Here is a 24,263-nt window from a genome sequence, read left to right on the forward strand (position 1 = left end):
TTGCCGGCCCGCTCTGCGGGTCCGGGTGGTCGCCCCCGTTCCCCACCTCCGGGAGGTTCCCCGTGTCCGTACCCCCTGCGCCCGTGTCCGCGCGTTCCCTCCTCGCCGGCGCTGCGGTCGGCGGGGCGCTGCTGCTCGGCGCCGTCGTGGCCGCACCGCCGGCGGTGTCCGCCGTCGCTCCCCAGGAGACCGTGACGGTGGACTCCGAGGGGCGGATCGCCGCCGACGGCAGCCTCACCCTCTCCGGCACGTACCGCTGTCTGGACGCCACCGGGCCGGTCTTCGTCGGCTCCTCCGTCCGCCAGGAACCCGCCACCACGCAGTACTCCGTCAGCGGCACCCGGGCGGTGTGCGACGGTGAGACACACCGCTGGGAGAACACCGGACGCGTCCCCTCCGGCGCCCTGAAGGCCGGTGCCGCCGACGTCGAGGCCACCCTCATCGAGCTGAGGTCCTCCGACGGCCTGCTGCTGCCGGACTTCCACGCGGTCGAGCGGCAGACCGTCGAGCTGGTCCAGGACTGAGCGGGCGGCTCCCACCCGCCGTGCTGCCGGGACCCGGAAGGCCACCGGCGCCGTTTCTGCCGCGGGCCTGCCTGGTCCCGGGCGCGGGCGGCCCGGCATCGTGGCGGCATGGTCTCACTCAGCCACACGGTGGTGCTCGCCCCTGTTCCGCGCGACTGGTTCGCCGACGTCCTCGCCGTCCTGGTGGACTCGGCGGAGAGCAGCCGCGTGGAGGCGGGGCGGGTACTGCTGCCGGACGGCCGCGTGCTGCCGGACGTACGGCTGACCGGGGGGCGTCATCTCCGGCCCGGCGCGGTGTACGACGCGGTGCTCCACGAGCCCGGGCCCGAGCACGGGGACAGGCCCGAGCCCGCGGAGGAAAAACGGACACCGGGGGACCCCGGCGACTCGGTTCGGGTCACCGTGCGGGAGTGGAACCGGCGCCGTGGGCTGCGGCTGGGGATCGACGTGTCCGGGGCGGACGCCGTCCTGGTGGGGGAGGGGACCCTGCGCAGCCCGGACCGGCCGCGCGAGGCCGAGATCGGGGGGAGGGCACGGATCGACGGCGTGTGGTCCGCGCTGTCCCGGCCGACGGGCCGGGCCCGACTGCGGCTCGACGACTGGTGGACCGCCACGGACACCGGACGGGCCCCGCGCTCCGCACCGCTGCGGGCCCGGCTGGAGTGCGGCGCGGCGCGGGCGGACCTGCGGGCGGTACCGCGGCCGGACCCCGTCGAGGACGGATGGGAGGTGACGGTCACCGTGCGCGTACGAGGCCGCCGCCTGTTCCGCCCGGTGGCGGCCCTCGCCCTCGCTCTGGGCCGGCGACGACTGCAACGGGCCCTGACCGACGCCCTGGAGGACCTGGCGAGGCACTGGAACACCGAGGTGCCCCGGCTCACGGCGATGGACCGCGACGACATCCGCCGGGAGATCCTGCCCACCGCCTGAGACGGGCCGACCCCACGGGAATCAAAGGTCGTTGGCCGGCCAGGCCAGCAGGCGGGCGCCGATGACCGCCGTCTGGAGCATGTAACGGTGCGCCGGATCCGACGGGTCGGCGCCGGTGAGCTTGTGGATGCGTTCCAGACGGTACGTCAGCGCCCGCACGCTCAGCGAGAGTCGGCGGGCCGCCTCCGCCGCGACACAGCCGGAGTCGAAGTACGAGGTGAGCGTGTCGAGGAGAGGCCCGGCGCCGCCCCGGGCCGTGGTGAGCGGACCGAGGGTGTTGTGGACCAGATCGGCCATCGCCTGCCGGTCGCGGGCCAGGACGGGGTAGACGAGCAGATCGGCGGCGCGCAGCAACGGCTCGTCGAGCCCCAGCCGTTCGGCTATCTCCAGGGTGCGCAGGGCCTCCTCGTAGGAGTGGACGACACCGCCGGGCCCGGACCGCGGGCGGCCGATGGCGACCTGGCCGCCGTCGGTCGCGGCGTGCGCCTGCTTGGCGAAGTGGGTGAGCACCTCGCCGTGGTGGCCCGGCGCGACGCACAGCAGCCGCCCGTCCTTGGTGGTGAGCAGGATGCTGCGGTCACCGAACCGGGCGACGAGGGCCTGCTCCACCCGCCGCGGCACGGCGTCCCCCTCGTCGTAGGCGACGGGACCCCGGGCGACGGCGACCGCGTGCTCCTGGGACAGCCGCAGCCCGAAGCGGTCCGCGCGTTCGGCGAGGCGGCCCAGGTCGCTGCGCCCGTGGAGCAGGTCGTCGATGAACTCCCGCCGGGCCGCCTCCTCCCGACGGACCGCCAGCCGCTGCGCCCGCTCGTAGCCCTCGGCGAAGGCGTCCACGGCCTGCTGGACGGCGGAGAGCGCCGCCTCGGCCGAGTCGGTGTGGCCGCGCGGCCAGGCGTCGCGTGCGGCGGTCAGATGGGTACGCACCAGGGCACGCAGTCCGAAGCCCGCCTCCGCGGCGCGTTCCCCCAGTGCTTTCCGGGAGGCCAGCTCGTCCCGGGAGAGGCGCCGGCCGGTGGCCGCGACCTCCTCCAGGAGCTGGGCATAACCTTCGAGATACTCCTCCGGAATCTCCCGCTCTGCCACATCGCCCCTTCGATTTTGACGCACCCTTGACGCCGTCTTGACGTGTCGTTGATGCCCTACCCGGCATGAAGACCCTAGTGAACATTGCCGGGTTCCGGCAATGCGCGGATGGATCAGCAGCGGGCAACATGGTCCGCGGGGAGCACCGCGGATGGTTCCGGTGCCCGGCACCGGCAGGTGTCGGGCACCGAACCCGAGGAGGTCGGTGCTGCCGCCGGGACGAGCCGCGAACGGGAAGAGGGGGGAAGGGAATGCACATGGTCGCAGAGGCCGCCACGGGCCTGCCCACCCTCCTGTTCACCGCGGCTCTCGTGGTGGCGGCCTGCTTCTGGCTGCTGGTGGCCGTGGGCGCCACCACTCCCCACGCCTTCGACTCGGACGCGGATCTCGAGGCCTGGGGGATGGGCGGGGTGCCGGTCGCTCTCGCGCTCTCCCTGCTGGCCCTGTTCACCTGGCTGCTGGCCACCGGCGCGACCGTGCTGCTGGCCGTCCACGTCCCCGACGGGTCCGCCGCGAGGTCGCTGCGCCTGCCGGTCGTGTTCGCCGCGTTGCTCGCCGCCTGGCGGCTGACCCGCTTCTTCGTGCGCCCGCTGCACCGGATGCTGCCCGACGAACCCGAGCCGTCCCGGTAGTTCCGCGGGCTCGGAGGGAACCGGGGCGGTGCACCGCACGTGTCTCGTGGCGGAGCCGCCCCACGGCTCCCGCGCAGGCCGCGCGTGCCGCACGACCACGCCGTACCACCACGCCGTGCGAGCTCTCCGAGTCCGTCGAGTTCGCTGAGTTCGCCGACTTTTCCGAGCCGAGCAGAGCCGAGCCGTACCGAGCCGCATCGGGAAAGGCTCCGCCCGCTCCCCTTCCCGACGCCCCGCGTCGACCTGTCACTTCGCTTCTGTCCGTCACAAAGCCCTGAAGGACGTGTCCCATGGATGCTGCCACCGTGGGTGTCGCCGTGCTCGCCGGCGTCTGCCTGCTCCTCGTGTTCGCCGCCCTGTTCGTCATGACCAAGCTGTTCCGCAAGGTGGAGCAGGGCAAGGCGCTCATCGTCTCCAAGATGCGCAAGGTCGACGTGACCTTCACCGGGCAGGTCGTGCTGCCGGTGCTGCACAAGGCCGAGGTGATGGACATCTCGGTGAAGACCATCGAGATCACCCGGGCCGGCAAGGAAGGCCTGATCTGCCAGGACAACATCCGCGCCGACATCCGCATCACGTTCTTCGTCAAGGTCAACAAGACCGTGCAGGACGTCGTCAAGGTCGCCCAGGCGGTCGGCACCGCACGGGCCAGCGACCGCGACACCCTGCAGGAGCTGTTCCACGCGAAGTTCTCCGAGGCGCTGAAGACCGTCGGCAAGCAGCTGGACTTCACCGACCTCTACACCAAGCGTGAGGAGCTGCGGTACCGGATCATCGAGGTCATCGGCGTCGACCTCAACGGCTACCACCTCGAGGACGCGGCGATCGACTACCTGGAGCAGACGCCGCTGTCCCAGCTCGACCCGGGCAACGTGCTCGACGCGCAGGGCATCCGCAAGATCACCGAGCTGACGGCCATCGAGCACGTCCGCACCAACGAGGCCCAGCGCGGCGAGGAGAAGGAGATCACCCGGCAGAACGTCGACGCCCGGGAGGCGATCCTGGAGCTGGAGCGCCGCCAGGCCGACGCGGAGATCAAGCAGCGCCGGGAGATCGAGACCGTACGGGCCCGTGAGGAGGCCGAGACGGCGCGGGTGGTGGAGGAGGAGCGGCTGCGTGCGCAGAGCGCCTTCCTGCGCACCGAGGAGCAGCTCGGCGTGCAGCGCGAGAACCAGGCCCGTGAGGTCGCCGTCGCCGCCAAGAACCGCGAGCGGGTCATCGCGGTGGAGAGCGAGCGCATCGAGAAGGACCGGATGCTGGAGGTCATCGCCCGCGAGCGGGAGACCTCGCTGACCCGGATCGCCGCCGACAAGGAGGTCGAGGCGGAGAAGCGGGAGATCGCCGAGGTCGTCCGGGAGCGGGTCGCGGTGGACCGTACGGTCGCCGAGCAGGAGGAGTCGATCCTGAAGCTGCGGGCCGTGGAGGAGGCGGAGCGGCAGCGCCAGGCCGTGATCATCGCCGCCGAGGCCGAGGCGCAGGAGAAGCTGGTCAAGGACATCAAGGCCGCCGAGGCCGCCGAGCAGGCCGCCACGCACCGCGCCGCCGAGGAACTGACCCTGGCCGAGGCCCGGTTGAAGACCGCCGACCTGGACGCACAGGCGAAGCTGCGGATGGCCGAGGCCGTCCAGGCGGAGGCCGCCGCCGAGGGGCTCGCCGCCGTGCAGGTCCGCGACAAGGAGGCCGAGGTCATCGAGAAGGCCGGCCGTGCCGAGGCCGAGGCGGCCGAGGCCCGGATGCGTGCCGAGGCCGAGGGCGCACGGGCCAGGGCGCTCGCGGAGGCGGAGGCCATCAGCGGCAAGCTCAGGGCGGAGGCGGCCGGCCTCACCGAGAAGGCGGCGGCGATGGCCGCCCTCGACGAGGCGTCCCGCGGTCACGAGGAGTACCGGCTGCGGCTGGAGGCGGAGAAGGACATACGGCTCGCCGGCCTGGACGTGCAGCGGCAGGTCGCCGAGGCGCAGGCCACGGTCCTCGCGACCGGTCTGGAGAGCGCCGACATCAACATCGTCGGCGGGGAGTCGGTGTTCTTCGACCGGCTGATGTCGTCGATCTCCCTCGGCAAGAGCGTCGACGGGTTCGTCCAGCACTCCGAGACCGCCCAGGCCCTCGCCGGGCCCTGGCTGGACGGCACGGCGAGCTTCACCGACGACCTGAGCCGGATGCTGGGCTCCGTCTCCAGTGCCGACGTACAGAACCTGACGGTGTCCGCGCTGCTGATGCGGCTGATGAAGGCGGGCGGCGAGAACACCGGACAGCTTCAGCAACTGATCGAAAAAGCTGGGGAGTTGGGACTTGCGGACACCCCGCTGGCCGCACTGAACGGCCACGCGAGGGTCTGACGAGCCCGACCACCCCCATCGGGAGCCGCCGCACAGGGGACGGCGGCTCCCGACCCCTCCCTCCCGAGAGGCGGCCATGAGCACCGGCACCCACGAGACGCCCGACACCCGCGCCCACGCCCCGGCCGACACCGACGGCGGCACCGGCCCCACCGCCGGCCTCCACGGGCCGGTCGACGGCGGCACCTACCAGGTGCTGCGCGACCGGCTGTCCGCACAGGCCGCCGAACTGGCCCGCCGCACCGAGGCGTTGAACCGGCAGCGGATCGAGGCGTTCGGCTCCACCGAACTGCGCCTCACCGGCGCCGAACGACTGCGCACCGACCGCACGAGCGTGCCCCGCGACATCGTCGCCGTGGGAGACGTGCTCCTCTTCGGCTACGGCGCCCGGCCCCGCCCGGACACGGACACCGCCGTCGGAGACGTCCTCGCCGTCCACGACCGCGACCTGGGCCGGCTGCCCGAGGACGCCGTGCCCGGGCTCCTCGACGACCCCGCCTTCGTGCGGGAGTTCGCCGCCCTGCACCGCTACTACCGCCAGGCACGCCTGCTGCGGCTGCGCCGCGTGGACGGCAAGCTGCTCGCCGTCTTCCAGACCGGTGAGAAGGCCGGCGACATCCGCGTCCTGCGCTGGTCGGTGACCGAGGACGGCCGGGCCGCCTTCCTCGACGCGCGCGGCGACCGCGACCACGCCCGCACCCCGGCCCCGGACATCGAGTGGACCCGCACCACCCGCGAGGACCACGTCCTCGGCCGGCACCCGCACGTCTCCGTCCAGGGCGAGGTCTTCGTCGACACCCTCGGCGGCACGCTCACCGTCAGGACGCACAGCGACACCGAGACCCCCGACGGCATCCACAGCGAACCGGTCGACGAACCGCTCCAGTCCCTCGCCGACGCGGAGATCTCCTACGCCCGGGTCGGCGCCCTGATCCTGCTGCGCGTCCTGCCCTACAAGGAGACCGCGCACCGCCACCTCGTCTTCAACACCCTCACCCGGACCGTCGTCCGCCTCGACGGCGTCGGACAGGGCTGCCGCCGCCTGCCCGAGGACCAGGGCATCGTCTTCCCCGGCGGCTACTGCCTGGCCGCCGGCCCCCACAAGACGTACGAACTCGACACGACCGGCATGGAGTTCGAGCGCGAGGTGCGCTCACCCAACGGCGAGGACGTGCTGTACGCCTTCCACGCACCCGGCCGCGGGCGTGCCCTGCTGCTGTCGTACAACGTGATCCGCGAGGAGGTCGCCACCCCGCTGACCTGCCACGGCTGGGCCCTGTTCGACGACGGCGCGCTCACCCTGCTGCGGCCCGACGGCGACGACCCGGCCCGTGTCCACCCGCTCCAGCTGTGGCACTCGCCCTACGTCTCCGACACCCACGCCGCCGCGCAGCCCGTCGGCGACGGCCCCCTCGACCGGGTCGGCAACGCCGACCTCGTACGCGGCGTCTCCGACTGCCTGTCCCTGGTCCGCTCCGTCACCGAGACCACCCCGACGACCGAGGTGTACGAGGCCCTGGTCGCCGCCTGCGTCCGCACCGCGGACACCCACCACTGGCTGGCCGACCCCGAACTCGGCGACCTGCACGCCCCCTTGGAGCAGGTACGCGGCACCGCCGAACAGGTCCTGGCCGAGTTCGAGACCGTACGCGACCTCTCCCGCCGGGCCGCCGAAGCACTCGACGAGGCGGCCGGGCGCATCGCCTCCGTGGTACGCCGGCTGCGCGGGGAACAGCCCCGCGAGGCCACCGCCTGGGTCGCCGGACTCACCGAACTCCGCCACGCCCAGGGCCATCTGCTGACCCTGAAGGAGATGCGGTACGCCGACCACGCCCGCATCGACGAACTCGCCGCCGACGCCGGGCACGACCTCGCCTCCTTCGGGCAGCGCGCGGTCACCCACCTCGCCCACGAGGACGCCTTCGCCGCCCACCACACCGACGTCGAACGCCTGGTCGCCGACGCGGAGGCGATCACCGCCGCCGCCGAGGCGGCTCCGGTCGCCGCCCGTCTGGACGAACTCGCCGACGGACTGCGCACGGTGACCGAGGTCGTCGCCGGCCTCGACATCGGCGACGCGACCGTCCGCACCGCCGTACTGGAACGCGTCGCCGAGGCCCTCGGCGGCGTCAACCGCGCCCGCGCCACCCTCGACGCCCGCCGGCGCGGCCTGCGCGACCGGGAGGCACGCGCCGGATTCACCGCCGAGATCGCCCTGCTCGGCCAGACGGTCACCGGCGCCCTCGCCGGCGCCCCCGACCCCGAGTCCTGCGACGAACAACTGACGCGTGTACTGGCCCAGCTGGAGACCCTGGAGTCCCGTTTCGCGGAGTTCGACGACGTCCTCGGCGAACTCGCCGAGCAGCGCACCGAGATCTACGAGGCGTTCGCCGCCCGCAAGCAGAGCCTCACCGACGCCCGCGCCCGCCGCGCCGAACAGCTCGCCTCCGCCGCCGACCGCGTCCTCACGACGATCGCCCGCCGCTCCACCACCCTCGCCGACCCCGACGAGGTCAGCACCTACTTCGCCTCCGACCCCCTGGTCGCCAAGGTCCGCCGCACCGCCGGTGAACTGCGCGAACTCGGCGACCGGGTCCGGGCCGAGGAACTCGACGGACGCCTCCGCTCCGCCCGGCAGGAAGCCGCCCGCGCCCTGCGCGACCGCACCGACCTCTACGCCGACGGCGGCCGCGCCATCCGCCTGGGCGACCACCGCTTCGCCGTCACCACCCAGCCCCTCGACCTCACCGTCGTCCCGCACGGCGACACCCTCGCCTTCGCCCTCACCGGCACCGACTACCGCAGCCCCGTCACCGACCCCGCCCTCACCGAGGGCCGCCGCCACTGGGAGCGGCACCTGCCGTCCGAGTCGCCCGAGGTCTACCGCGCCGAACACCTCGCCGCCCGCCTCCTGCACGAGCACGGCCCCACCGCCCTGAACGGCGCCGACGACCTCGAGGCCCTGGTGCGCCGGGCCGCCGAGGAGGCCTACGACGAGGGGTACGAGCGCGGCGTCCACGACCACGACGCCACCGCGATCCTCACCGCCGTGCTGCGCCTGCACGAGGGCGCCGGAGCCCTGCGCCACGAGCCCGCCGCCCGCGCCCTCGCCCTGCTGCACTGGACCCACGCCACCACCGCCGCCGAGCGCGCCGACCTCACCCGCCGCGCCCGCTCCCTGGCCCGGGTCCGCGACGCCTTCGGCCCGCCCCCGGCACTCGCCGACCTGCACACCGAACTCGCCCGCACGATCGCCGACCGGCACCCCGGCGCGACCGCCCGACCGGAAGCCTGCGCCGCCTACCTCTTCGACGAACTCACCACCGGCCCCGACGGGTTCGTCATCAGCGCGCAGGCCCGCACCCTGCTCGACAAGTTCCGCCGCACCGTCGCCACCGAGGCCTACGACGAGGACCTGCCCGCCCTCACCGACCTCGACGCCCGCCGCCAACTCGTCGAGGCCTGGCTCTCCGCGTACGCCACCGCCACCGGCACCCGCCTCACCCCCGGCGACCTCGCCGAGGCCGTCGCCGCCGAACTCTGCCCCGACCAGCCCCGCCACGAGTCCGACGCACCCCTGACCACCACCGTGGAGGGCCTGCTCGGCACCCACCCCCGCATCACCGACCGCCGCCTGCCCCTCCGCCTGGACGAATTCCTCGCCCGCACCCAGGAGTTCAGGGAGCACGAGACCCCCGCCTTCCGCGCCTTCCAGCGTCGCCGCACCGCCCTGGTCGACGCCGAACGCACCCGGCTGCGCCTGGACGACCACCGCCCCCGGGTGATGTCGACCTTCGTCCGCAACCGCCTGGTCGACGAGGTCTACCTCCCCCTCATCGGGGACAGCCTCGCCAAACAGCTCGGCACCACCGGCGAGTCCGCACGCACCGGCACCGGCGGACTGCTGCTCCTGCTCTCCCCGCCCGGCTACGGCAAGACCACCCTCATGGAGTACGTCGCCGACCGGCTCGGCCTCGTCCTGGTGAAGATCAGCGGCCCCGCGCTCGGCCACACGGTCACCTCCCTCGACCCGGCCGAGGCGCCGAACGCCACCGCACGCCAGGAGATCGAGAAGATCAACTTCGCGCTGGCCGCCGGCAACAACACCCTCCTCCACCTCGACGACATCCAGCACACCTCGCCCGAACTCCTGCAGAAGTTCATCCCGCTCTGCGACGCCACCCGCCGCGTGGAGGGCGTGTGGGAGGGTGAGCCGCGCACTTACGACCTGCGGGGCAAGCGGTTCGCCGTCTGCATGGCCGGCAACCCGTACACCGAGTCCGGCGAACTCTTCCGGGTGCCCGACATGCTGGCCAACCGCGCCGACGTGTGGAACCTCGGCGACGTCCTCACCGGCAAGGACGACGCCTTCGCGGCCAGTTTCATCGAGAACGCCCTCACCGCCAACCCGGTCCTCGCCCCGCTCGCCGGACGCGACCGCGCCGACCTCGACCTGCTGATCCGCCTCGCCGAGGGCGACCCCACGGCCCACGCCGACCGGCTCACCCACCCTTACGCCCCCACCGAACTGGACCGCGTCCTGGCCGTACTGCGCCACCTGCTCACCGCCCGCCGCACGGTCCTCGCCGTCAACGCGGCCTACATCGCCTCCGCCGCCCAGTCCGACGACGCCCGCACCGAGCCGCCGTTCCGCCTCCAGGGCTCCTACCGCAACATGAACAAGATCGCCCAGCGGATCCAGCCGGTCATGAACGACGCCGAACTCACCGCCGTCCTCGAGGACCACTACACGGCCGAGGCGCAGACCCTCACCACCGGCGCGAAGGCGAACCTTCTCAAACTCGCCGAACTGCGCGGCACCCTCACCCCCGCGCAGGCCGACCGCTGGGACGAGGTGAAGGCCGCCCACCTGCGCACCCGCACCCTCGGCGGCCCCGACGACGACGCCCTCACCCGCGCGGTCGCCGCCCTCGCCCTCCTCGGCGACCGCATCGCCGCCGTCGAGTCGGCCATCACCCGGGCAGCCGACCCCCGCCGCCTCATGGCCGCCCCGGTGGACCACGGGGCGACCCGGCCGGAGGGGCGGCCGGCGCGGAGGCGACCGGAAGGAAACGGAGACCCGCAGCCGGAGAGGGGGTGGTGAACAGGCGGCCCCACCAGCAAAGAGCGAAAGCTGGAAACAACGGTTTCCTACTGGTAGACCTCGCCCGCCCGGGGAGAAGCTTCGTACCTCTCCTCCGCCTTCCTCTTTGCTTCGTCGGCGGAGAGCTTCTCCTGGGCCATGAGCTCTTTCTGCAGGTTTTCCTTCAGTTTTTTACTTCCCTCGACCGCTGCGTTCACGGACCACGGCGTCCGGCAGGCGTAGATCAGCAACGCGTTGTATTTCTTGAACGCCTGCGCGTTCTCGATGATGACGGGCAGTGGCGGAGTCTCGGCCTCCTTCGCGGCGGCGAACTGGGCAGCGACCTCGTCCGACCACTGGAAGTCCAGCAGGACCGCCACGTCGCAGTGGTCCACCAGCCCGATCACGCGGTCGATCTCCAGCGAGAGTTCGGTGGCGTGGTGGGGCCGGACGTACTCACCCGGTGCGTTCTTGGTGGGCTCCACCCCGGCGTTCGCAAAGGCATCGGGCAGCGACGCGAAGACCTCGGCGGTGGCCCCGATCCGGTTCAGGCTCCGCTCTTCCTGAACGGCGAAGCCGTACTGCCTCTCGGTGCCGACGGTGATGCGGTGCTTGTCCTCATAACCGTGGGAGAACCACGACAGCATGTGGGAGTGCCGGGGACCGGAGGGGCTCTTGAGCATCGCGACGGTTCCTCGGCCGAGACCCTCGATGTTGAAGGTTGCCGTCTCCAGCTCGGGCATCTGAGACTGCTGCGCTCGCCAGGCGCGATCGGCATCGAGGACAGCGGCCCTGGCCTGCTCTTCGTACTGCTCCATGGACTCCGAGGGCGCAGGGTGCTGCGCAGCCGATGCGCTGTGCCCCAACTCCGCGTTCATCGCATCCCTGGTCACACTGTTGTCGGTCAGCAATTTCACAGCCGAGTCGGTCGGCAGCTTCCTCAACTCCGTCTCATTGCGCGTGAGCTTGCGGAGCTCCTCCCACACCCAAGTCTTCTGAGCCGAGGTCAGGGGAGGACCTTCTCCGGCCCACTTCTGGTAGAAGTCACGCGAGGTTTTGAGCACCATCCGCTGGACGGCGCCGTCCTGGGCCGGTGCCGGCACCGGTGTGTGGCTGTGCTCCCCGGCCGTGGCACGCTGCACGCCCGTTGCCTCCTGCCCCAGCCTGGTCGCTGTGCTCTCGGCGTCGCGCTCCAAAGCGTCGGTGGGGTGGCTGACGCCCGAGGGGACGCGCCCCACTCGCTGCTGGCGGACGTGCTGCAGTTCGTGGCGCATGGTGTGGTCGTCCATGTCGGCCGTACTGCGGAAGACGATGCGGTTGGTCTTCGTGGTGTAGGCCTTGGCCCCGAGTGCCTCGGTCGAGCTGCGGTCGACGTGAACGCGGACATCGCTGAAGTCCTCGCCGCCGAAATCGCTTTCCATCTTGCGCTGGACGTCCGCCTGCATCGGGCTGCCCGAGGTCCGCGTCACCGCATCCACCTGGGCCATGGCGTCGGGCTGCACGGCCTGGTCATCGGCGAATCGCTGTGTGGCGGCGCCATGGTCACAGTCCGCACCGTGCTGATGGCGTTCCTGCTCCACCAGCCGGGCGACCGCGGCGTTGCCGATCGTCCGCTGGAGGGAGCGCGCGGCTGCGGGGGACATCCGTCCGATGCGCCCGGCGGCGGCCGTTTCGGGTCTGAAGGCGACCGGGGCTTGGTCGGCACGCCGAGGAAGCCCCCGCTTGTGGTCTGACTCCGCGAGGCGTCGCTGCCTGTCGGCATGCATGGCCGTTTCCTCTCGTGTGGGCACGTACAGGTCAAGTTCCCATGCTGTCGGGCCGGCCGACCGGGAAGAAGGGCGAAGAGGGCAGCCTGGGAGGAACACAGGACTGCCCGAATGTACTCGGCCTCGGTTGCTGGGAAGGGTGGCAATTCGTCAGAGGTGAGTTTCCGGGCCAGGAAGGTGCTTGCACCCGGGCGCCGGAACGCGCCCGCCTCCTGCGAGCAGGCTGCCCATACGGACGGCTTGCAGGAAAGGTGGAGCCGTGGAGACGTGGGCTCGTGAACCGGCCCTCCGCGCGGGGAAGCCCGAGCGGGGGTCATCCGCTGTCGGCGGGCTCTGCGGGCTCCGCGGTCAGCGCAGCCAGTTCCTCCGGGGTCCGGGGCCCGGTGGCCGGATCTGCCAGCAATCCTTGCCGGTGCAGCAGTCGGGCCGCCGCGATCCCCCACGGCAGCCGCAGCCCCGCCGCCGCGAGCAGGTCCGTACGGGCCAGCATCGCGGCCGCGGGGCCCGTGCGGGCGCCGGACGGGGTGAGCAGCGCCGCGTCGTCGGCCCAGCGCAGGGCGAGGTCCACGTCGTGGGTGGCCATGACGACCGTGGTGCCGTTCGCGCGCAGCCCGTCGAGGGTGGCGAGCAGCCGCTCCTGGCCGTCGGGGTCGAGCCCGGCCGTCGGCTCGTCCAGGATCAGGACCCGGGGCCGCATCGCCACCGCGCCCGCGATCGCCGTCCGCTTGCGCTGCCCGTAGGAGAGCAGGTGCGTGGGACGGTCGGCGAGGGCGGTGATGTCCAGCGCGGCCAGCGCCTCCGTCACCCGCGCCCGCACCTCCGCGTCGGACAGCCCCAGATTGAGCGGCCCGAACGACACGTCCTGGCCCACGGACGCCGCGAACAGCTGGTCGTCCGGGTCCTGCACCACCAGCTGCACGGTCGTCCGCAGCCGGGTCAGCCCCTTGCGGTCGTACCGGACGGGCCGACCCGCCACGGTCAACTCGCCCTCGCACGGGCGCAGTCCACCGCTCAGCAACCGCATCAGCGTCGTCTTGCCGCTGCCGTTGCGGCCCAGCAGGGCGAGCGCACGCCCCTCCCGCACCTCGAAGTCCAGACCGGTGAGCACGGCCGGGCCGTCCTCGTACGCGAAGGACGCGTTCCGCAGCGCGACCAGTGCGGGCTCGCTCACGACAGCGGCCTTTCCAGGAGAAGGGCGAAGGTGGCCAGCGCGACGAGCAGGGCCAGGCTCCCGACCGTGAAGCGCACCGAGACCCGCGCCTCCGGCACCAGCACGCGCAGCGTGCCGTCGTAACCGCGTCCGGCGAGCCCCGTCTGCAGCCGCGCCGCCCGGTCGAAGGAGCGGACGAACGCGGTCGCGCCGAGCCCGCCCAGCGAACGCCAGGCCGCCGCCCGGCCGGTGTGCCCGAGCCGGGCCGCCTGCGCCTCCCGGACCCGGCGCACCGAGGCGAGCAGTAGGAAACTCATCCGGTACGTCACCAGCGCCACGTCCACCAGGGGAGCGGGCACACCGGCCCGTACCAGGCGCGGCAGCAGGTCGGACATCGGCGTGGTGAAGGCGAACAGCAGCACCCCGAGGGAGGCCGCCGAGGTGCGCAGCAGCAACTCCCCGGCGCGCAACGGCCCGTCGTCGGCCCAGGCCACGAACCCGCCCGGCCCGCCCACCCGCACCAGCAGCGGCAGCGCCCCGGTCACGCAGAAGCCCAGCGGCACCCGGTAGGCACGCCACAACCGCCGCCCCGGCACCCCCGCCGGGCCCAGCAGCACCGCGAGCGCGGTCAGCAGCACCAGGACCGCGCCCGGCCAGGGCGGCAGCGAGATCGCCAGCACGGTGAGCCCCAGTCCGAGCACGGCCTTGTCCACGGGATGACGGCGGCGCCAGCGACTGCTGTGCGCCGCCGCGTCGATCGGCAGCACGGGGGATCAGGCCCCGGGTCCCGTAGGGGCCGCGTCGTCGACGTCCGCCTCGGTGGTGGAGGCCCCCCGCTCCCGTTCCGCCCCCTGCCGGCGTCCTCGCCGCAGTCCGAAGTAGTACGCGAGCACGCCCGCGCCGATCGCCGCCTGGAGGGCGAACAGCGCCGACTCGATCTCCCCGGACGGCGGTTCGTACAGCGGCGAGAACCACGGCTCGTAGTCCGGGTCGATCTCGGTGATCGCGATCTCCGCCTCCGCGTCCGCGCCCGCGAACGGCTCCTCCTTGTGATCGCCGAGCCCGAACACCAGCGGCACCACGGCGAGCACGGCCACCAGGAGCAGCAACAGGGAGTTGATCTTCGCGTTACGGCTCATCGGGCCACCGCCTCACCCGAGTCAGAGCCGGCGCCCGAGTCAGAGCCGGCGCCCGCGCCCACCGTCTTCTTCCCGATCCCGGCCACCAGCACCCCGAGCCGGGTCAGTTCGCCCTTGCTGGACTGCACCAACAGGCGCATCACCAGCACCGTCAGCAGCCCCTCGCTCACCGCGAGCGGGATCTGCGTGACGGCGAAGATGGAGCCGAACTTGCCGAGCGCCCCCGCGAACCCGCTGCCCGGGTCGGGGAAGGCGAGCGCCAGCTGCACGCTCGTCACGCAGTACGTCGACAGGTCGGCGACGAACGCGCCGCAGAACACCGCCACCATCAGCGGCGCCCCGGACCGCCGCGCCAGCCGGTAGACCCCGTACCCCGCCCACGGCCCGACGACCGCCATCGAGAAGACGTTGGCGCCGAGCGTGGTCAGCCCGCCGTGGGCGAGCAACAGGGCCTGGAACAGCAGGGTGATGGTGCCCAGCACCGCCATGACCGGCGGCCGGAACAGGACGGCGCCCAGCCCGGTACCGGTGGGATGGGAACAACTCCCGGTAACCGAGGGCAGTTTCAGCGCGGACAGGACGAAGGTGAACGCTCCCGACGCGCCCAGCAGCAGCGTGCTCTCGGGATGTTCCCTGACTTCGCGGGTGAGCGACCGGGCTCCGTGGACGACGAACGGCGCCGACGCGACGCCCCAGGCGACCGCGTGCGCCGGCGGTAGAAAACCCTCGGCTATGTGCATGACTCGGCAGACCCTCTCCAGCACCTCGTGGATGGTTGACGCGCCTTGGCCGGTCTCCTGGCTGACGGGTACCACCGCCCGTGCTCCGCCTTCCCGGGTCCGAGGGGGACCCAGTGGCTGCCTTTCGGTCCTGTCGGGGGACAGGGCCTGGGGCCGGAGCCGGACTTCCCGATCACAGTGGCGAGGGCCGCACCGGTATCGCACCGGATTTCCCGTTCACCAAGGCGAGGCGACACTAGACCCCGTCCCGGGCCGCTGACAAGCACTTCCGGGGGGCGCACGGACAGCGCCCGGCAGCGCGCGCCCGGCGGACCCGGCCCGTCGAAGCGCGGGAATGAGGGGAGGGGGTGCTGGGCAGAAACCTGCTGCAACTAATATGCAACAACGAGATCCGGGCAGCAAAGGTGTGACATTCGATGACGACCCGACGAATAAAGGGTGCAGCCGTCGCGGCGACCATGGCCGCCGCGGTCGCCGGGTGCTCGGCGCCCGGCGGCGGCACGGACGGCGCCGCGGGCGGCGGGTCCGCCGACTCCGTGGTGATCGGGGTCCCCAACGAGCCGGACACCCTGAGCCCGCTGCTCGGCTACGGCAAGGACGGCAATTCCAAGATCTTCGACGGGCTGCTCGCCCGGGACGCCGACCTGGAACTCGAGCCCGCCCTCGCGAAGGCGCTGCCCGAGATCACCGACGACGGCCGCACCTACACCTACACCCTGCGCCCCGGCGTGAAGTTCAGCGATGGCGAACCCCTCACCGCCGAAGACGTGGTCTACACGTACGAGACGGTCCTCGACGACAGGACCAACAACACCGCCAAGAGCGAACTGGACGCCGTCAAGGAGGTCAAGGCGGACGGCGACGACAAGGTCGTCTTCACCCTCAAGTACCCCTACGCGGCCTTCCCGGCCCGCACCGTCCTGCCCATCGTCCCCGAGCACGTCGCGGGCGAGCAGGACCCCAACACCGGCGCCTTCAACACCGAGCCGATCGGCACCGGACCGTACGTCCTCACCGGCTGGAGCAAGGGCGAGAAACTCACCTTCAAGGCCAACCCGGACTACTGGGGCGGCGCGCCGAAGGTGAAGAAGCTCACCATGGCGATCATCGCCGACGACGACGTCCGCGCCACCCGGCTGCGCTCCGGCGACCTCGACGGCGCGACCCTCCCGCCCAACCTCGCCGCCACCTTCGAGAACGACGACGCCCGCAAGACGTACCGGGCCACCACCTACGACTTCCGCGCCGTCACCCTCCCCACCGGGAACAAGATCACCGGCGACACCACGATCCGCCGCGCCCTCGACCTCGCCGTCGACCGCAAGGCCATGGTCGACAAGATCCTCGACGGCGCCGGCCGCCCCGCCTACGGACCGCTGCCCCTCGACGACCCCTGGTACGCCAAGGACGTCGAACGCCCCCAGGACCTCGCCGAAGCCAAGAAGATCCTCGACCGCGACGGCTGGAAGGCCGGCCGGGACGGCATCCGCGCCAAGGACGGCGCCCGCGCCGCCTTCACCCTCTTCTACCCCTCCGGCGACAAGGTCCGCCAGGACCACGCCCTCGCCTACGCCTCCGACGCCAAGAAGGCCGGCATCGACGTCAAGGTCGAGGGCGCCACCTGGGAGGTCATCGAACCCCGCATGGGCAAGGACGCCGTCCTCGCCGGCTTCGGCAGCACCGGAGACCCCGACTTCGGCCTCTACACCCTGCTGCACTCCTCCCTCGCCGGCGACGGCTTCAACAACATGCCCCACTACGACAACCCCGCCGTCGACGAGGCCCTCGAAACCGGCCGCCGCGCCCAGGACCCCGACGACCGCAAGGCCGCCTACGACGACCTCCAGCGCGCACTCGTCAAGGACCCCGGCTACACCTTCCTCACCCACATCGACCACCTCTACGTCCTCGCCGACCGCTGGGGCGACCTCACCACCCAGGTCGAACCGCACGAGCACGGCTTCGCCAGCGGCCCCTGGTGGAACGCCGAGGACTGGCAGCCCGAGAAGTGAAGACCCTGCCCTGGGCGGCAATGGGACACCTCGTGGCACGGCGGGCCCTGCTCGCCGTGCCCGTCCTCCTCGTCGTCACCTTCGGCGCCTTCGCCCTCGCCGCCGCCTCCCCGTTCGACCCCGTCAAGGCCTACGCCGGAACCGCCGCCCTCGGCGCCGACCAGGAAACCCTGGACCGGCTCCGCGACAACCTCGGCGTGGACCGGTCCTTCGCCGTCCGCTGGTGGGAGTGGCTGACCTCCGCGGTCACCGGCGACCTCGGCCACTCCAGCGTGATGCGGCAGCCGGTGGCCGAGGCGATCGGCGAACGGCTGGTCTGGTCGACGCTGCTGTGCACCGTCGCGTTCGCCGTCGCCGTCCTCCTCGGCACCCTGCTCGGCGTCCTCGCCGCCCGCCGCCCCGGCTCGCTCCTCGACCGCACGGTCACCTCCCTCGCCTACTCCCTGGAGGCCGCGCCGGTCTTCTGGATCGCCCTGCTCGCCGTCTGGATGTTCGCCCTCCACCTCGACGTCCTCCCGGCCGGCGGCCTCACCGACACCGGCAGCGAACACGTCACCGCAGGCCAGGTCACCAGCCACCTGATCCTGCCCGCCGGCGTCCTCGCAATCTCCCAGCTGCCCTGGTTCACCCTCTACGTCCGCCAGGGCGTCGGCGACGCCCTCGCCGAGGACCCCGTGCGCGGCGCCCGCGCCCGCGGCCTCGCCGAACGCACCGTCCTGCTCGGCCACGCCCTGCGCTCCGGACTGCTGCCGGTGCTCACCCTCATCGGATCCCGCGTCCCCGAACTCATCACCGGCGCCCTCCTGGTGGAGACCGTCTTCAGCTGGCCCGGCATCGCCGCCGCCACCGTCGAGGCGGCCACCGCCGTCGACTTCCCCCTCCTGGCCGCCTTGACCACCCTCGCCACCGCCGCCGTCCTCGCCGGAAACCTCCTCGCCGACCTCCTGTACGGACTGATCGACCCGAGGGTCAAGCTGGAGGAGATGTGACCCCCATGGCTGACACCACCGTCGAGAAGACCGACGCGACCGCCCCCACGGCCGACGCGACCGCCCCCACGACCGACGCGACCACCCCTGCGGCCGACGCGACCGCCTGGCGCTCGCACGGCACCACCCGCCGCTCCACCCACACCCTGCGCCTGCGCGTCTCCGCCGCCCTGGTCGCCCTCACCGCCCTCGCGGTGCTGCTCGTCCCCCCACTGGTCCAGCTCGACCAGCAGGCCGTCGACCTCGCCTCCAAACTCCTCCCACCCAGCTGGTCCCACCCCTTCGGCACCGACGACGTCGGCCGCGACCTCCTGCTGCGCTGCGTCTACGGCCTCCGCGTCTCCCTGCTCGTCGGCGTCGTCGCCGCGATCACCGCCACCGTCATCGGCACCGCCGTCGGAGCCACCGCCGGAGCCCTCGGCGGCTGGGTCGACCGCCTCGTCATGCGGCTGGTCGACACCATCTCCTCCGTCCCGCACCTGCTGCTCGGCATCTTCATCGTCGCCATGTTCCGCCCCGGCGTCTGGCCCGTGGTGATCTCGGTCGCCCTCACCCACTGGCTGTCCACCGCCCGCATCGTCCGCGCCGAGGTCCTCTCCCTGCGCTCCCGCCCCTACATCGACGCCGCCGTCTCCGGCGGCGCCTCCCGCCTGCGGGTCGCGCTGCGGCACCTGCTGCCCGGCGTACTGCCCCAGGCCGGCCTCGCCGCCGTCCTGATGATCCCGCACGCCATGTGGCACGAGTCGGCGCTCTCCTTCCTCGGCCTCGGCCTGCCCACCCACACCGCCAGCCTCGGCACCCTCATCCAGGGTGCCCGCGGCTCACTCCTCGCCGGCCACTGGTGGCCCACCCTCTTCCCCGGCCTGTTCCTGATCATCCCCACCCTCGCCATCGCCGGCCTCGCCGGAGTCTGGCGGGAGCGGATCAACCCCCGCCGCCGATCGGAGCTGACGCTGTGACCGAGCGACCTCCCGTACTGTCGGTCCGCGGACTGTCGGTCCGCTTCCTGGTGCCCGGCGGCGGCCGCATCGCCGCCGTCACCGACGCCCACTTCGACGTGGCACCCGGCGAATGCCTGGCCCTGATCGGCGAGAGCGGCTGCGGCAAGTCCGTCCTGGCCTCCGCCCTGCTCGGCCTGCTGCCCGCCAACGCGCAGACCGCCGGCCACGCCCTGCTCGGCGACCTCGACCTGCTCACCGCCGACGAACGCACCCTCGCCCGCACCGTGCGCGGCCGTCGCATCGGCCTCATCCCGCAGAGCCCGGCCGCCCACCTCACCCCCGTCCGCACCATCCGCTCCCAGGTGGAGGAGACGGTCGCCGAACTCACCGGCGTCCGCGGCCGCGCCGCCCTGCGCGCCGCCGCCGAGAAGGCCGCCGCCCGCGCCGCCTTCCCCGCCGACCACCTCGACCGCCACCCCCACGAACTCTCCGGCGGCCTCGCCCAACGCGCCGCCACCGCCCTCGCCCTCATCGGCGACGCACCCCTCCTCCTCGCCGACGAACCCACCACCGGCCTCGACCGCGACCTGGTGGACCACACCGTCGACGAACTCCGCCGCCACGTCGACACCCCCGGCGACGGCACCGACCAGGCCCGAGCCCTCCTGATGATCACCCACGACCTGACGGCAGCCGAACGCATCGCCGACCGGGTCGCCGTCATGTACGCGGGCCGCATCGTCGAACTCACCGACGCCGACACCTTCTTCGGCACCACCGGCCCCCGCCACCCCTACAGCCGCGGCCTCCTGGACGCCCTCCCCGACCGCGCCTTCACCCCCATCCCCGGCATGCCCCCCGAACTCGGCGCCCTCCCCGACGGCTGCGCCTTCGCCCCCCGCTGCGACCGCGCCACCCCCACCTGCGCGACCCTCCCGCCCCTCACCGCCTCGGTCGCCTGCCACCACCCGGTCCCGGTTCCGGTCCCGGTCGAGGCCCTGGAGGACGTCCGTGCTTGAACTCCGCTCCATCACCGCCGGCTACGACCGCCGGACCCCCGCCGTCCGGAACGCCTCTCTCACCCTCGCCCCCGGCGAGGCCGTCGGCCTGCTCGGCCCCAGCGGCTGCGGCAAGTCCACCCTCGCCAAGGTCACCGCCCTCCTCCACCGCCCCGACGCCGGCACCCTCACCCTCGACGGCACCCCCGTACGCCACTGGCGCCACCGCGCCCCCCGCGCGCTGCGCACCGCCTTCGGCGTCGTCTTCCAGCAGCCCCGCCTCTCCGCCGACCCCCGCCTGACCCTCGCCGACCTGATCGCCGAACCCCTGCGCGCCACGGGCCGCCGCACCGAGGCCCCCGACCGGGTCGCCGAACTGGCCTCCACCGTCGGCCTCACCCCCGACCTCCTCACCCGCCGCCCCCACGAGGTCAGCGACGGCCAACTTCAACGCGCCTGCCTGGCCCGCGCGTTGGTGCTGCGTCCCCGCTGGCTGATCTGCGACGAGATGACCGCGATGCTCGACGCGTCGACCACGGCCGCCCTGGTGGCGGTGGTCGAGGCCTACCGCACCGAAACCGGCGCCGGTCTCCTCGCCGTGGGCCACGACCGCACCCTCCTCGACCGCTGGTGCGACCGCACGGTCCACTGGGACACGGTGACGGCACCCGCCGCACCGGCGGCCGAGGCGAGCTGACGGAACTCCCCTCATCCCGTGGGCAGGGGCTCAGACAGCGCCCTCGTCCGGCTTGTCGAGAACGGCCAACTCCTGTTCGGTCAGGCGCAGGCTTCCGGCGGCGATGTTCTCTGCGAGGTGTGCCGGGTTCGTGGTACCGGGAATGGCCGGCACGTACGGACCGCGGTGGAGGGTCCAGGCGATCCGTACCTGGGCCGGCGTCGCACCGTGGGCGCGGGCGACGGAGCGGACGCGCGCGTCGTGCTCTTGGCCGGCGGCCGCCTCGCGCAGCAGGCCGGAGACGGCGAAGTACGGGACGAAGGCGATGCCCTGCTCCCGACACAGGTCCACCAGTCCGCCGCGCAGGCATCGAGCGAGCGGCTCAGGGCGGGGAACTCCCCACCGGGACCGACGCAGCGACCCTGACCGGACTCGTCCAGTCCGTCGTGCACGGGTTGTCGGTGCGGGCCGACCTCGGCGTGGCCCTGCTGACGACGGCGCGGCTCACCCACGAACTGATCTGCCGACACCTCACCGCACCGACACCCTGCCCCCGACAGCCGGGGACAGCGGACGGCACCTGCCGTCCGCTGCCGGGCGGGCCTTGGTGGACAGCCCGTTACAGGACCGGCCGAGGGCCGCACCAGCGCAGAGCGTCACGCACCGTAGCCTTCCCTGAAACGGTCGAACTGCACCCGTTGCAGCAGGCCAGTGGCTGGAGGTCGGAAAGAGCCACTCAGGCGGGCAGCTTCGTGTCGACGACGAAGCTGATCTCGATGACCTGGCCGGGGAAGGCCAGTTCGGTGACGCCGAAGACGGTGCTGGCCGGGCGGTGGTCGCCGAAGTACGCCAGGTTGCCCTCCATCGCCGCCGCGGCATTCCGCTGCAGGTTCACCATGTACAGGGTCTGGGAGACGACCTGATTCCGGGTGACGCCGTAGTGCTCCAGGACCTTGTCCATGTTGACGTGGGTCTGCTTGAGCTGGGCGGCGAAATCGTCCGCGTGGAGGAGCTCGCCCGACTTGTCGTGCGAGAGCTGTCCGGAGACGTGGATCAGATCGCCGGACTTGATCGCCTGCGAGTAGCCGAAGTCGCTTTCGGCCGGCACGTTGTGGTTGAAGACATCGAGGGCAGCCAAGGGTGTTCACCTTTCCGATTCACTCTCTTGTGGTTACTCAAGAACCATAGGAGAGTGGGGGCCGACCTGGAAGAACGCACTTTTCGGTGACTGAGGAACCTGATGGTGACCAAGCAACTGCTCAAGGGCCTGCCCGAGGACGCGGACCTCAGGCGCGCGGACTCCCTGGCGCGGGAGATCTTCTCGGACGTCGCCAACAAATGGGCGCTCCTGATCATCGAGGCGCTCGGCGAGCGAACCCTGCGCTTCAGCGAACTGCGGAACGAGGTCGAGGGCATCAGCCACAAGATGCTCACCCAGAACCTGCGCATGCTGGAGCGCAACGGCCTGGCCGAGCGGACGGTGCACCCCACCGTGCCGCCGCGGGTCGAGTACACCCTCACCGAGCCGGGCCGGGCCCTGCGCAGCACGGTCGACGCCATGTGCGGCTGGACCCACCAGTACCTCGGTCACATCGAGGACGCACGCCATCGCTTCGGCAACTGACAGGCACGCAGCACCACGCCCCCTTGTGCGCTTTCTTGTTCACCACGGCTCTCCCCGCTCACGCCGACCTGCAGCGCTTGTTCTCAAGCGCGGATTTCATCTCGAGGGCAGGCCGACGACGAGGGATCGTCCCGGAGCCCACGCCCGAGAACGACGCCCGGGAACGACGCGCGGGACAAGGCAGCGCTCCGTGAGGGCGACCGGCCACCAGAACCGACGGGCTCCGGCGCCCGGCGTCCTCGGTCCGCCGGAGGCGGCGTGCTCGCGCGTTCGGGAATCCGGCGGTGGATGTCCTCGACGTCCCGCGCCGCTGTCACGGAATGCGACTCTCCCCCGCAAGCGGGAGGTACCCCCACCCCGGTGTGAACGCCGGGGCCTCCTCGCAAGAGCCCAGTGACCGTCGTGAGCAGCGGTGAGCCGGGCACCTGACCCAGGACGACGTGCGGGTGCGTCCCGGTCAGGATGTCGGGTGTCCCGGGTACAGCCACCGTCGAAGCAGGCGGCTCATGAACGGCATGACCGCGTAGGTGAGGAGGGGCGCGAGGACGATCGGGAAGACGAGGGTGCGTGCCGCCAGGGGCCAGGTGTGGAAGAACTCCGCGAACAGGCCATCGTAGAGCAGCGCGAAGGGATAGACGGCGAGGATCGTCACCAGTGCCATCTTCCAGCGCGCCGGCGGCCGGGCCGCGCCGTTGGGGATGTCGAACCACGTCTCCAGGCCGGTGGTGGTCAGTTTCGGGTGGGCCGGGTGGCCGTAGGGTTTGACGCGATCCTGCCATGCGGCTCGCTGGGGTGACGTCATCCAGCGGTCCAGGCTCTCGGTGTCCGCGAAGCGGACGACCGCGTGGTAACGGTGGCTGCCGTCCTCGGAGTGGAGCCAGGTGACACCCTGGTGTCCGGTGAAGGCGGCAGCCTCCGTCTCGACCCCGTGGGCCCACTGCTCGAATTCCGTCTCCCTGCCGGGCACCGCCTCCCAGGTGTAGACCACTGTCACCGCTTCTCGGCCTTCAGCTGCACGCTGCTCCATGTCCCGGATTTTACGTTTGCAACGCTTTTGGGCGTCCGTGAGAATGAAGGGATGGCTCTTTGGGAGGTGTGGCATGTCCGTACGCGGCCCGGCCCTCACCGAGCGAGGCGCAGCACTGCTGGAACAAGGCCCGGGCCCGGTCCGGGTCGGACTGTCGGTCAACGGCACCAGGCACACCCTGGACATCGAGCCGCGCGTCAGCCTGCTCGACGCGCTGCGTGAACACCTGCACCTGACGGGTGCCAAGAAGGGGTGTGACCAGGGAACCTGCGGGGCGTGCACCGTGTGGGTCGACGGGCGGCGCGTGCTGGCCTGCCTCACCCTCGCCATGACCTGCGAAGGCCACGAGATCACCACCGTGGAAGGGCTGGCCGAGGACGGCGGACTCCACGAGATGCAACAGGCCTTCATTGCCGAGGACGCCTTCCAGTGCGGCTATTGCACTCCCGGCCAGATCATGTCCGCCGTGGCGTTGGTCCACGAGGGGCATGCCGGGGACGACGACGAGATCAAGGAGTGGATGAGCGGCAACCTCTGCCGCTGCGCCGCCTATCCCCACATACGGGCCGCGATACGCGCAGCCCGCGACCGCATGTAGACCGCGTGCAGACCG

21 protein-coding genes and 1 riboswitch are annotated in these 24,263 nt (G+C 72.2%); of the genes, 12 read left to right on the forward strand and 9 right to left on the reverse strand.

Annotation, left to right across the window (positions count from 1 at the left end; translation table 11 throughout):
- The first annotated feature begins 62 nt into the window (after positions 1–62).
- Both ACWEQO_RS24045 and ACWEQO_RS24050 read left to right on the forward strand, forming a co-directional pair.
- Positions 63–524 carry a DUF6299 family protein gene (locus ACWEQO_RS24045; protein WP_452985178.1) on the forward strand — a complete coding sequence of 154 codons (462 nt, stop codon included), beginning with the start codon at positions 63–65 and terminating at the stop codon, positions 522–524.
- 108 nt (positions 525–632) lie between these two features.
- On the forward strand, positions 633–1,454 hold the full coding sequence (locus tag ACWEQO_RS24050) for a hypothetical protein (RefSeq protein WP_452985179.1): 822 nt from the start codon (positions 633–635) through the stop codon (positions 1,452–1,454).
- 21 nt (positions 1,455–1,475) lie between these two features.
- On the opposite strand, the gene ACWEQO_RS24055 is transcribed toward ACWEQO_RS24050, so the two are convergent.
- Positions 1,476–2,537, reverse strand: coding sequence for a PucR family transcriptional regulator (locus tag ACWEQO_RS24055; protein WP_452985180.1), 1,062 nt, complete (start codon positions 2,535–2,537; stop codon positions 1,476–1,478).
- 257 nt (positions 2,538–2,794) lie between these two features.
- On the opposite strand from ACWEQO_RS24055, the gene ACWEQO_RS24060 reads away from it, so the two are divergent.
- From ACWEQO_RS24060 to ACWEQO_RS24070, 3 genes are all read left to right on the forward strand, one after another.
- Complete coding sequence (locus ACWEQO_RS24060) at positions 2,795–3,169, forward strand: hypothetical protein (protein ID WP_452985181.1); 375 nt, start codon at positions 2,795–2,797, stop codon at positions 3,167–3,169.
- 290 nt (positions 3,170–3,459) lie between these two features.
- Positions 3,460–5,505 carry a flotillin family protein gene (locus ACWEQO_RS24065; protein ID WP_452985182.1) on the forward strand — a complete coding sequence of 682 codons (2,046 nt, stop codon included), beginning with the start codon at positions 3,460–3,462 and terminating at the stop codon, positions 5,503–5,505.
- 76 nt (positions 5,506–5,581) lie between these two features.
- On the forward strand, positions 5,582–10,609 hold the full coding sequence (locus tag ACWEQO_RS24070) for a DNA repair ATPase (RefSeq protein ID WP_452985183.1): 5,028 nt from the start codon (positions 5,582–5,584) through the stop codon (positions 10,607–10,609).
- A 47-nt stretch (positions 10,610–10,656) separates the two neighbouring features.
- Here the strand turns inward: ACWEQO_RS24070 and ACWEQO_RS24075 are convergent, their stop codons facing one another.
- The 5 genes from ACWEQO_RS24075 to ACWEQO_RS24095 all read right to left on the reverse strand — a co-directional run bounded on the left by ACWEQO_RS24075 (position 10,657) and on the right by ACWEQO_RS24095 (position 15,383).
- The gene (locus ACWEQO_RS24075; RefSeq protein WP_452985184.1) at positions 10,657–12,354 is read right to left on the reverse strand and encodes an eCIS core domain-containing protein; all 1,698 of its coding nucleotides are present in this window, start codon (positions 12,352–12,354) and stop codon (positions 10,657–10,659) included.
- Between the two features lie 313 nt (positions 12,355–12,667).
- Positions 12,668–13,525, reverse strand: coding sequence for an energy-coupling factor ABC transporter ATP-binding protein (locus ACWEQO_RS24080; RefSeq protein WP_452985185.1), 858 nt, complete (start codon positions 13,523–13,525; stop codon positions 12,668–12,670).
- Entirely contained in the window at positions 13,522–14,271 is a 750-nt protein-coding gene (gene cbiQ / locus ACWEQO_RS24085; protein ID WP_452985186.1) for a cobalt ECF transporter T component CbiQ, read from the reverse strand. Before cbiQ ends, ACWEQO_RS24080 begins: the two co-directional genes overlap by 4 nt.
- Before the next feature lie 6 nt (positions 14,272–14,277).
- The gene (locus ACWEQO_RS24090; RefSeq protein WP_452985187.1) at positions 14,278–14,643 is read right to left on the reverse strand and encodes an energy-coupling factor ABC transporter substrate-binding protein; all 366 of its coding nucleotides are present in this window, start codon (positions 14,641–14,643) and stop codon (positions 14,278–14,280) included.
- Positions 14,640–15,383, reverse strand: a complete 744-nt coding sequence (locus ACWEQO_RS24095) for an energy-coupling factor ABC transporter permease (protein ID WP_361453298.1) — start codon at positions 15,381–15,383, stop codon at positions 14,640–14,642. Before ACWEQO_RS24095 ends, ACWEQO_RS24090 begins: the two co-directional genes overlap by 4 nt.
- A gap of 30 nt (positions 15,384–15,413) precedes the next feature.
- A riboswitch (cobalamin riboswitch) is annotated at positions 15,414–15,622 on the reverse strand.
- A gap of 177 nt (positions 15,623–15,799) precedes the next feature.
- On the opposite strand from ACWEQO_RS24095, the gene ACWEQO_RS24100 reads away from it, so the two are divergent.
- From ACWEQO_RS24100 to ACWEQO_RS24120, 5 genes are read left to right on the forward strand one after another with little or no spacing between them, the layout of a single operon-like run.
- Positions 15,800–17,395 carry an ABC transporter substrate-binding protein gene (locus ACWEQO_RS24100; protein ID WP_452985188.1) on the forward strand — a complete coding sequence of 532 codons (1,596 nt, stop codon included), beginning with the start codon at positions 15,800–15,802 and terminating at the stop codon, positions 17,393–17,395.
- A gap of 20 nt (positions 17,396–17,415) precedes the next feature.
- On the forward strand, positions 17,416–18,384 hold the full coding sequence (locus ACWEQO_RS24105) for an ABC transporter permease (RefSeq protein ID WP_452985189.1): 969 nt from the start codon (positions 17,416–17,418) through the stop codon (positions 18,382–18,384).
- A gap of 5 nt (positions 18,385–18,389) precedes the next feature.
- The gene (locus tag ACWEQO_RS24110) at positions 18,390–19,343 is read left to right on the forward strand and encodes an ABC transporter permease (protein ID WP_452985190.1); all 954 of its coding nucleotides are present in this window, start codon (positions 18,390–18,392) and stop codon (positions 19,341–19,343) included.
- Positions 19,340–20,344, forward strand: coding sequence for an ABC transporter ATP-binding protein (locus ACWEQO_RS24115; RefSeq protein WP_452985191.1), 1,005 nt, complete (start codon positions 19,340–19,342; stop codon positions 20,342–20,344). Before ACWEQO_RS24110 ends, ACWEQO_RS24115 begins: the two co-directional genes overlap by 4 nt.
- The gene (locus tag ACWEQO_RS24120) at positions 20,337–21,020 is read left to right on the forward strand and encodes an ABC transporter ATP-binding protein (RefSeq protein ID WP_452985192.1); all 684 of its coding nucleotides are present in this window, start codon (positions 20,337–20,339) and stop codon (positions 21,018–21,020) included. The genes ACWEQO_RS24115 and ACWEQO_RS24120 overlap by 8 nt, the downstream gene beginning before the upstream one ends.
- Before the next feature lie 30 nt (positions 21,021–21,050).
- Here ACWEQO_RS24120 and ACWEQO_RS24125 read toward each other — a convergent pair whose 3' ends face one another.
- The gene (locus ACWEQO_RS24125) at positions 21,051–21,350 is read right to left on the reverse strand and encodes an aldo/keto reductase (RefSeq protein WP_452985193.1); all 300 of its coding nucleotides are present in this window, start codon (positions 21,348–21,350) and stop codon (positions 21,051–21,053) included.
- A 385-nt stretch (positions 21,351–21,735) separates the two neighbouring features.
- Entirely contained in the window at positions 21,736–22,137 is a 402-nt protein-coding gene (locus tag ACWEQO_RS24130; RefSeq protein WP_361453322.1) for a RidA family protein, read from the reverse strand.
- Positions 22,138–22,239: 102 nt separating this feature from the next.
- On the opposite strand from ACWEQO_RS24130, the gene ACWEQO_RS24135 reads away from it, so the two are divergent.
- Complete coding sequence (locus tag ACWEQO_RS24135) at positions 22,240–22,623, forward strand: winged helix-turn-helix transcriptional regulator (protein WP_361453325.1); 384 nt, start codon at positions 22,240–22,242, stop codon at positions 22,621–22,623.
- 457 nt (positions 22,624–23,080) lie between these two features.
- Here the strand turns inward: ACWEQO_RS24135 and ACWEQO_RS24140 are convergent, their stop codons facing one another.
- Entirely contained in the window at positions 23,081–23,650 is a 570-nt protein-coding gene (locus ACWEQO_RS24140; protein WP_452985194.1) for an antibiotic biosynthesis monooxygenase, read from the reverse strand.
- Between the two features lie 73 nt (positions 23,651–23,723).
- Between ACWEQO_RS24140 and ACWEQO_RS24145 the strand changes: the two genes are divergently transcribed.
- Entirely contained in the window at positions 23,724–24,248 is a 525-nt protein-coding gene (locus ACWEQO_RS24145) for a (2Fe-2S)-binding protein (protein ID WP_452985195.1), read from the forward strand.
- Positions 24,249–24,263 lie beyond the last annotated feature (15 nt).

This window comes from Streptomyces sp. NPDC004051, assembly GCF_053604275.1.

Coding starts and splice junctions, on each gene's coding strand:
- ACWEQO_RS24050 (WP_452985179.1), top strand. CDS start 633: ATGGTCTCACTCAGCCACACGGTGGTGCTCGCCCCTGTTCCGCGCGAC.
- ACWEQO_RS24060 (WP_452985181.1), top strand. CDS start 2,795: ATGGTCGCAGAGGCCGCCACGGGCCTGCCCACCCTCCTGTTCACCGCG.
- ACWEQO_RS24065 (WP_452985182.1), top strand. CDS start 3,460: ATGGATGCTGCCACCGTGGGTGTCGCCGTGCTCGCCGGCGTCTGCCTG.
- ACWEQO_RS24070 (WP_452985183.1), top strand. CDS start 5,582: ATGAGCACCGGCACCCACGAGACGCCCGACACCCGCGCCCACGCCCCG.
- ACWEQO_RS24075 (WP_452985184.1), bottom strand. CDS start 12,354: ATGCATGCCGACAGGCAGCGACGCCTCGCGGAGTCAGACCACAAGCGG.
- ACWEQO_RS24090 (WP_452985187.1), bottom strand. CDS start 14,643: ATGAGCCGTAACGCGAAGATCAACTCCCTGTTGCTGCTCCTGGTGGCC.
- ACWEQO_RS24095 (WP_361453298.1), bottom strand. CDS start 15,383: ATGCACATAGCCGAGGGTTTTCTACCGCCGGCGCACGCGGTCGCCTGG.
- ACWEQO_RS24100 (WP_452985188.1), top strand. CDS start 15,800: ATGACGACCCGACGAATAAAGGGTGCAGCCGTCGCGGCGACCATGGCC.
- ACWEQO_RS24105 (WP_452985189.1), top strand. CDS start 17,416: ATGGGACACCTCGTGGCACGGCGGGCCCTGCTCGCCGTGCCCGTCCTC.
- ACWEQO_RS24110 (WP_452985190.1), top strand. CDS start 18,390: ATGGCTGACACCACCGTCGAGAAGACCGACGCGACCGCCCCCACGGCC.
- ACWEQO_RS24135 (WP_361453325.1), top strand. CDS start 22,240: ATGGTGACCAAGCAACTGCTCAAGGGCCTGCCCGAGGACGCGGACCTC.
- ACWEQO_RS24140 (WP_452985194.1), bottom strand. CDS start 23,650: ATGGAGCAGCGTGCAGCTGAAGGCCGAGAAGCGGTGACAGTGGTCTAC.
- ACWEQO_RS24145 (WP_452985195.1), top strand. CDS start 23,724: ATGTCCGTACGCGGCCCGGCCCTCACCGAGCGAGGCGCAGCACTGCTG.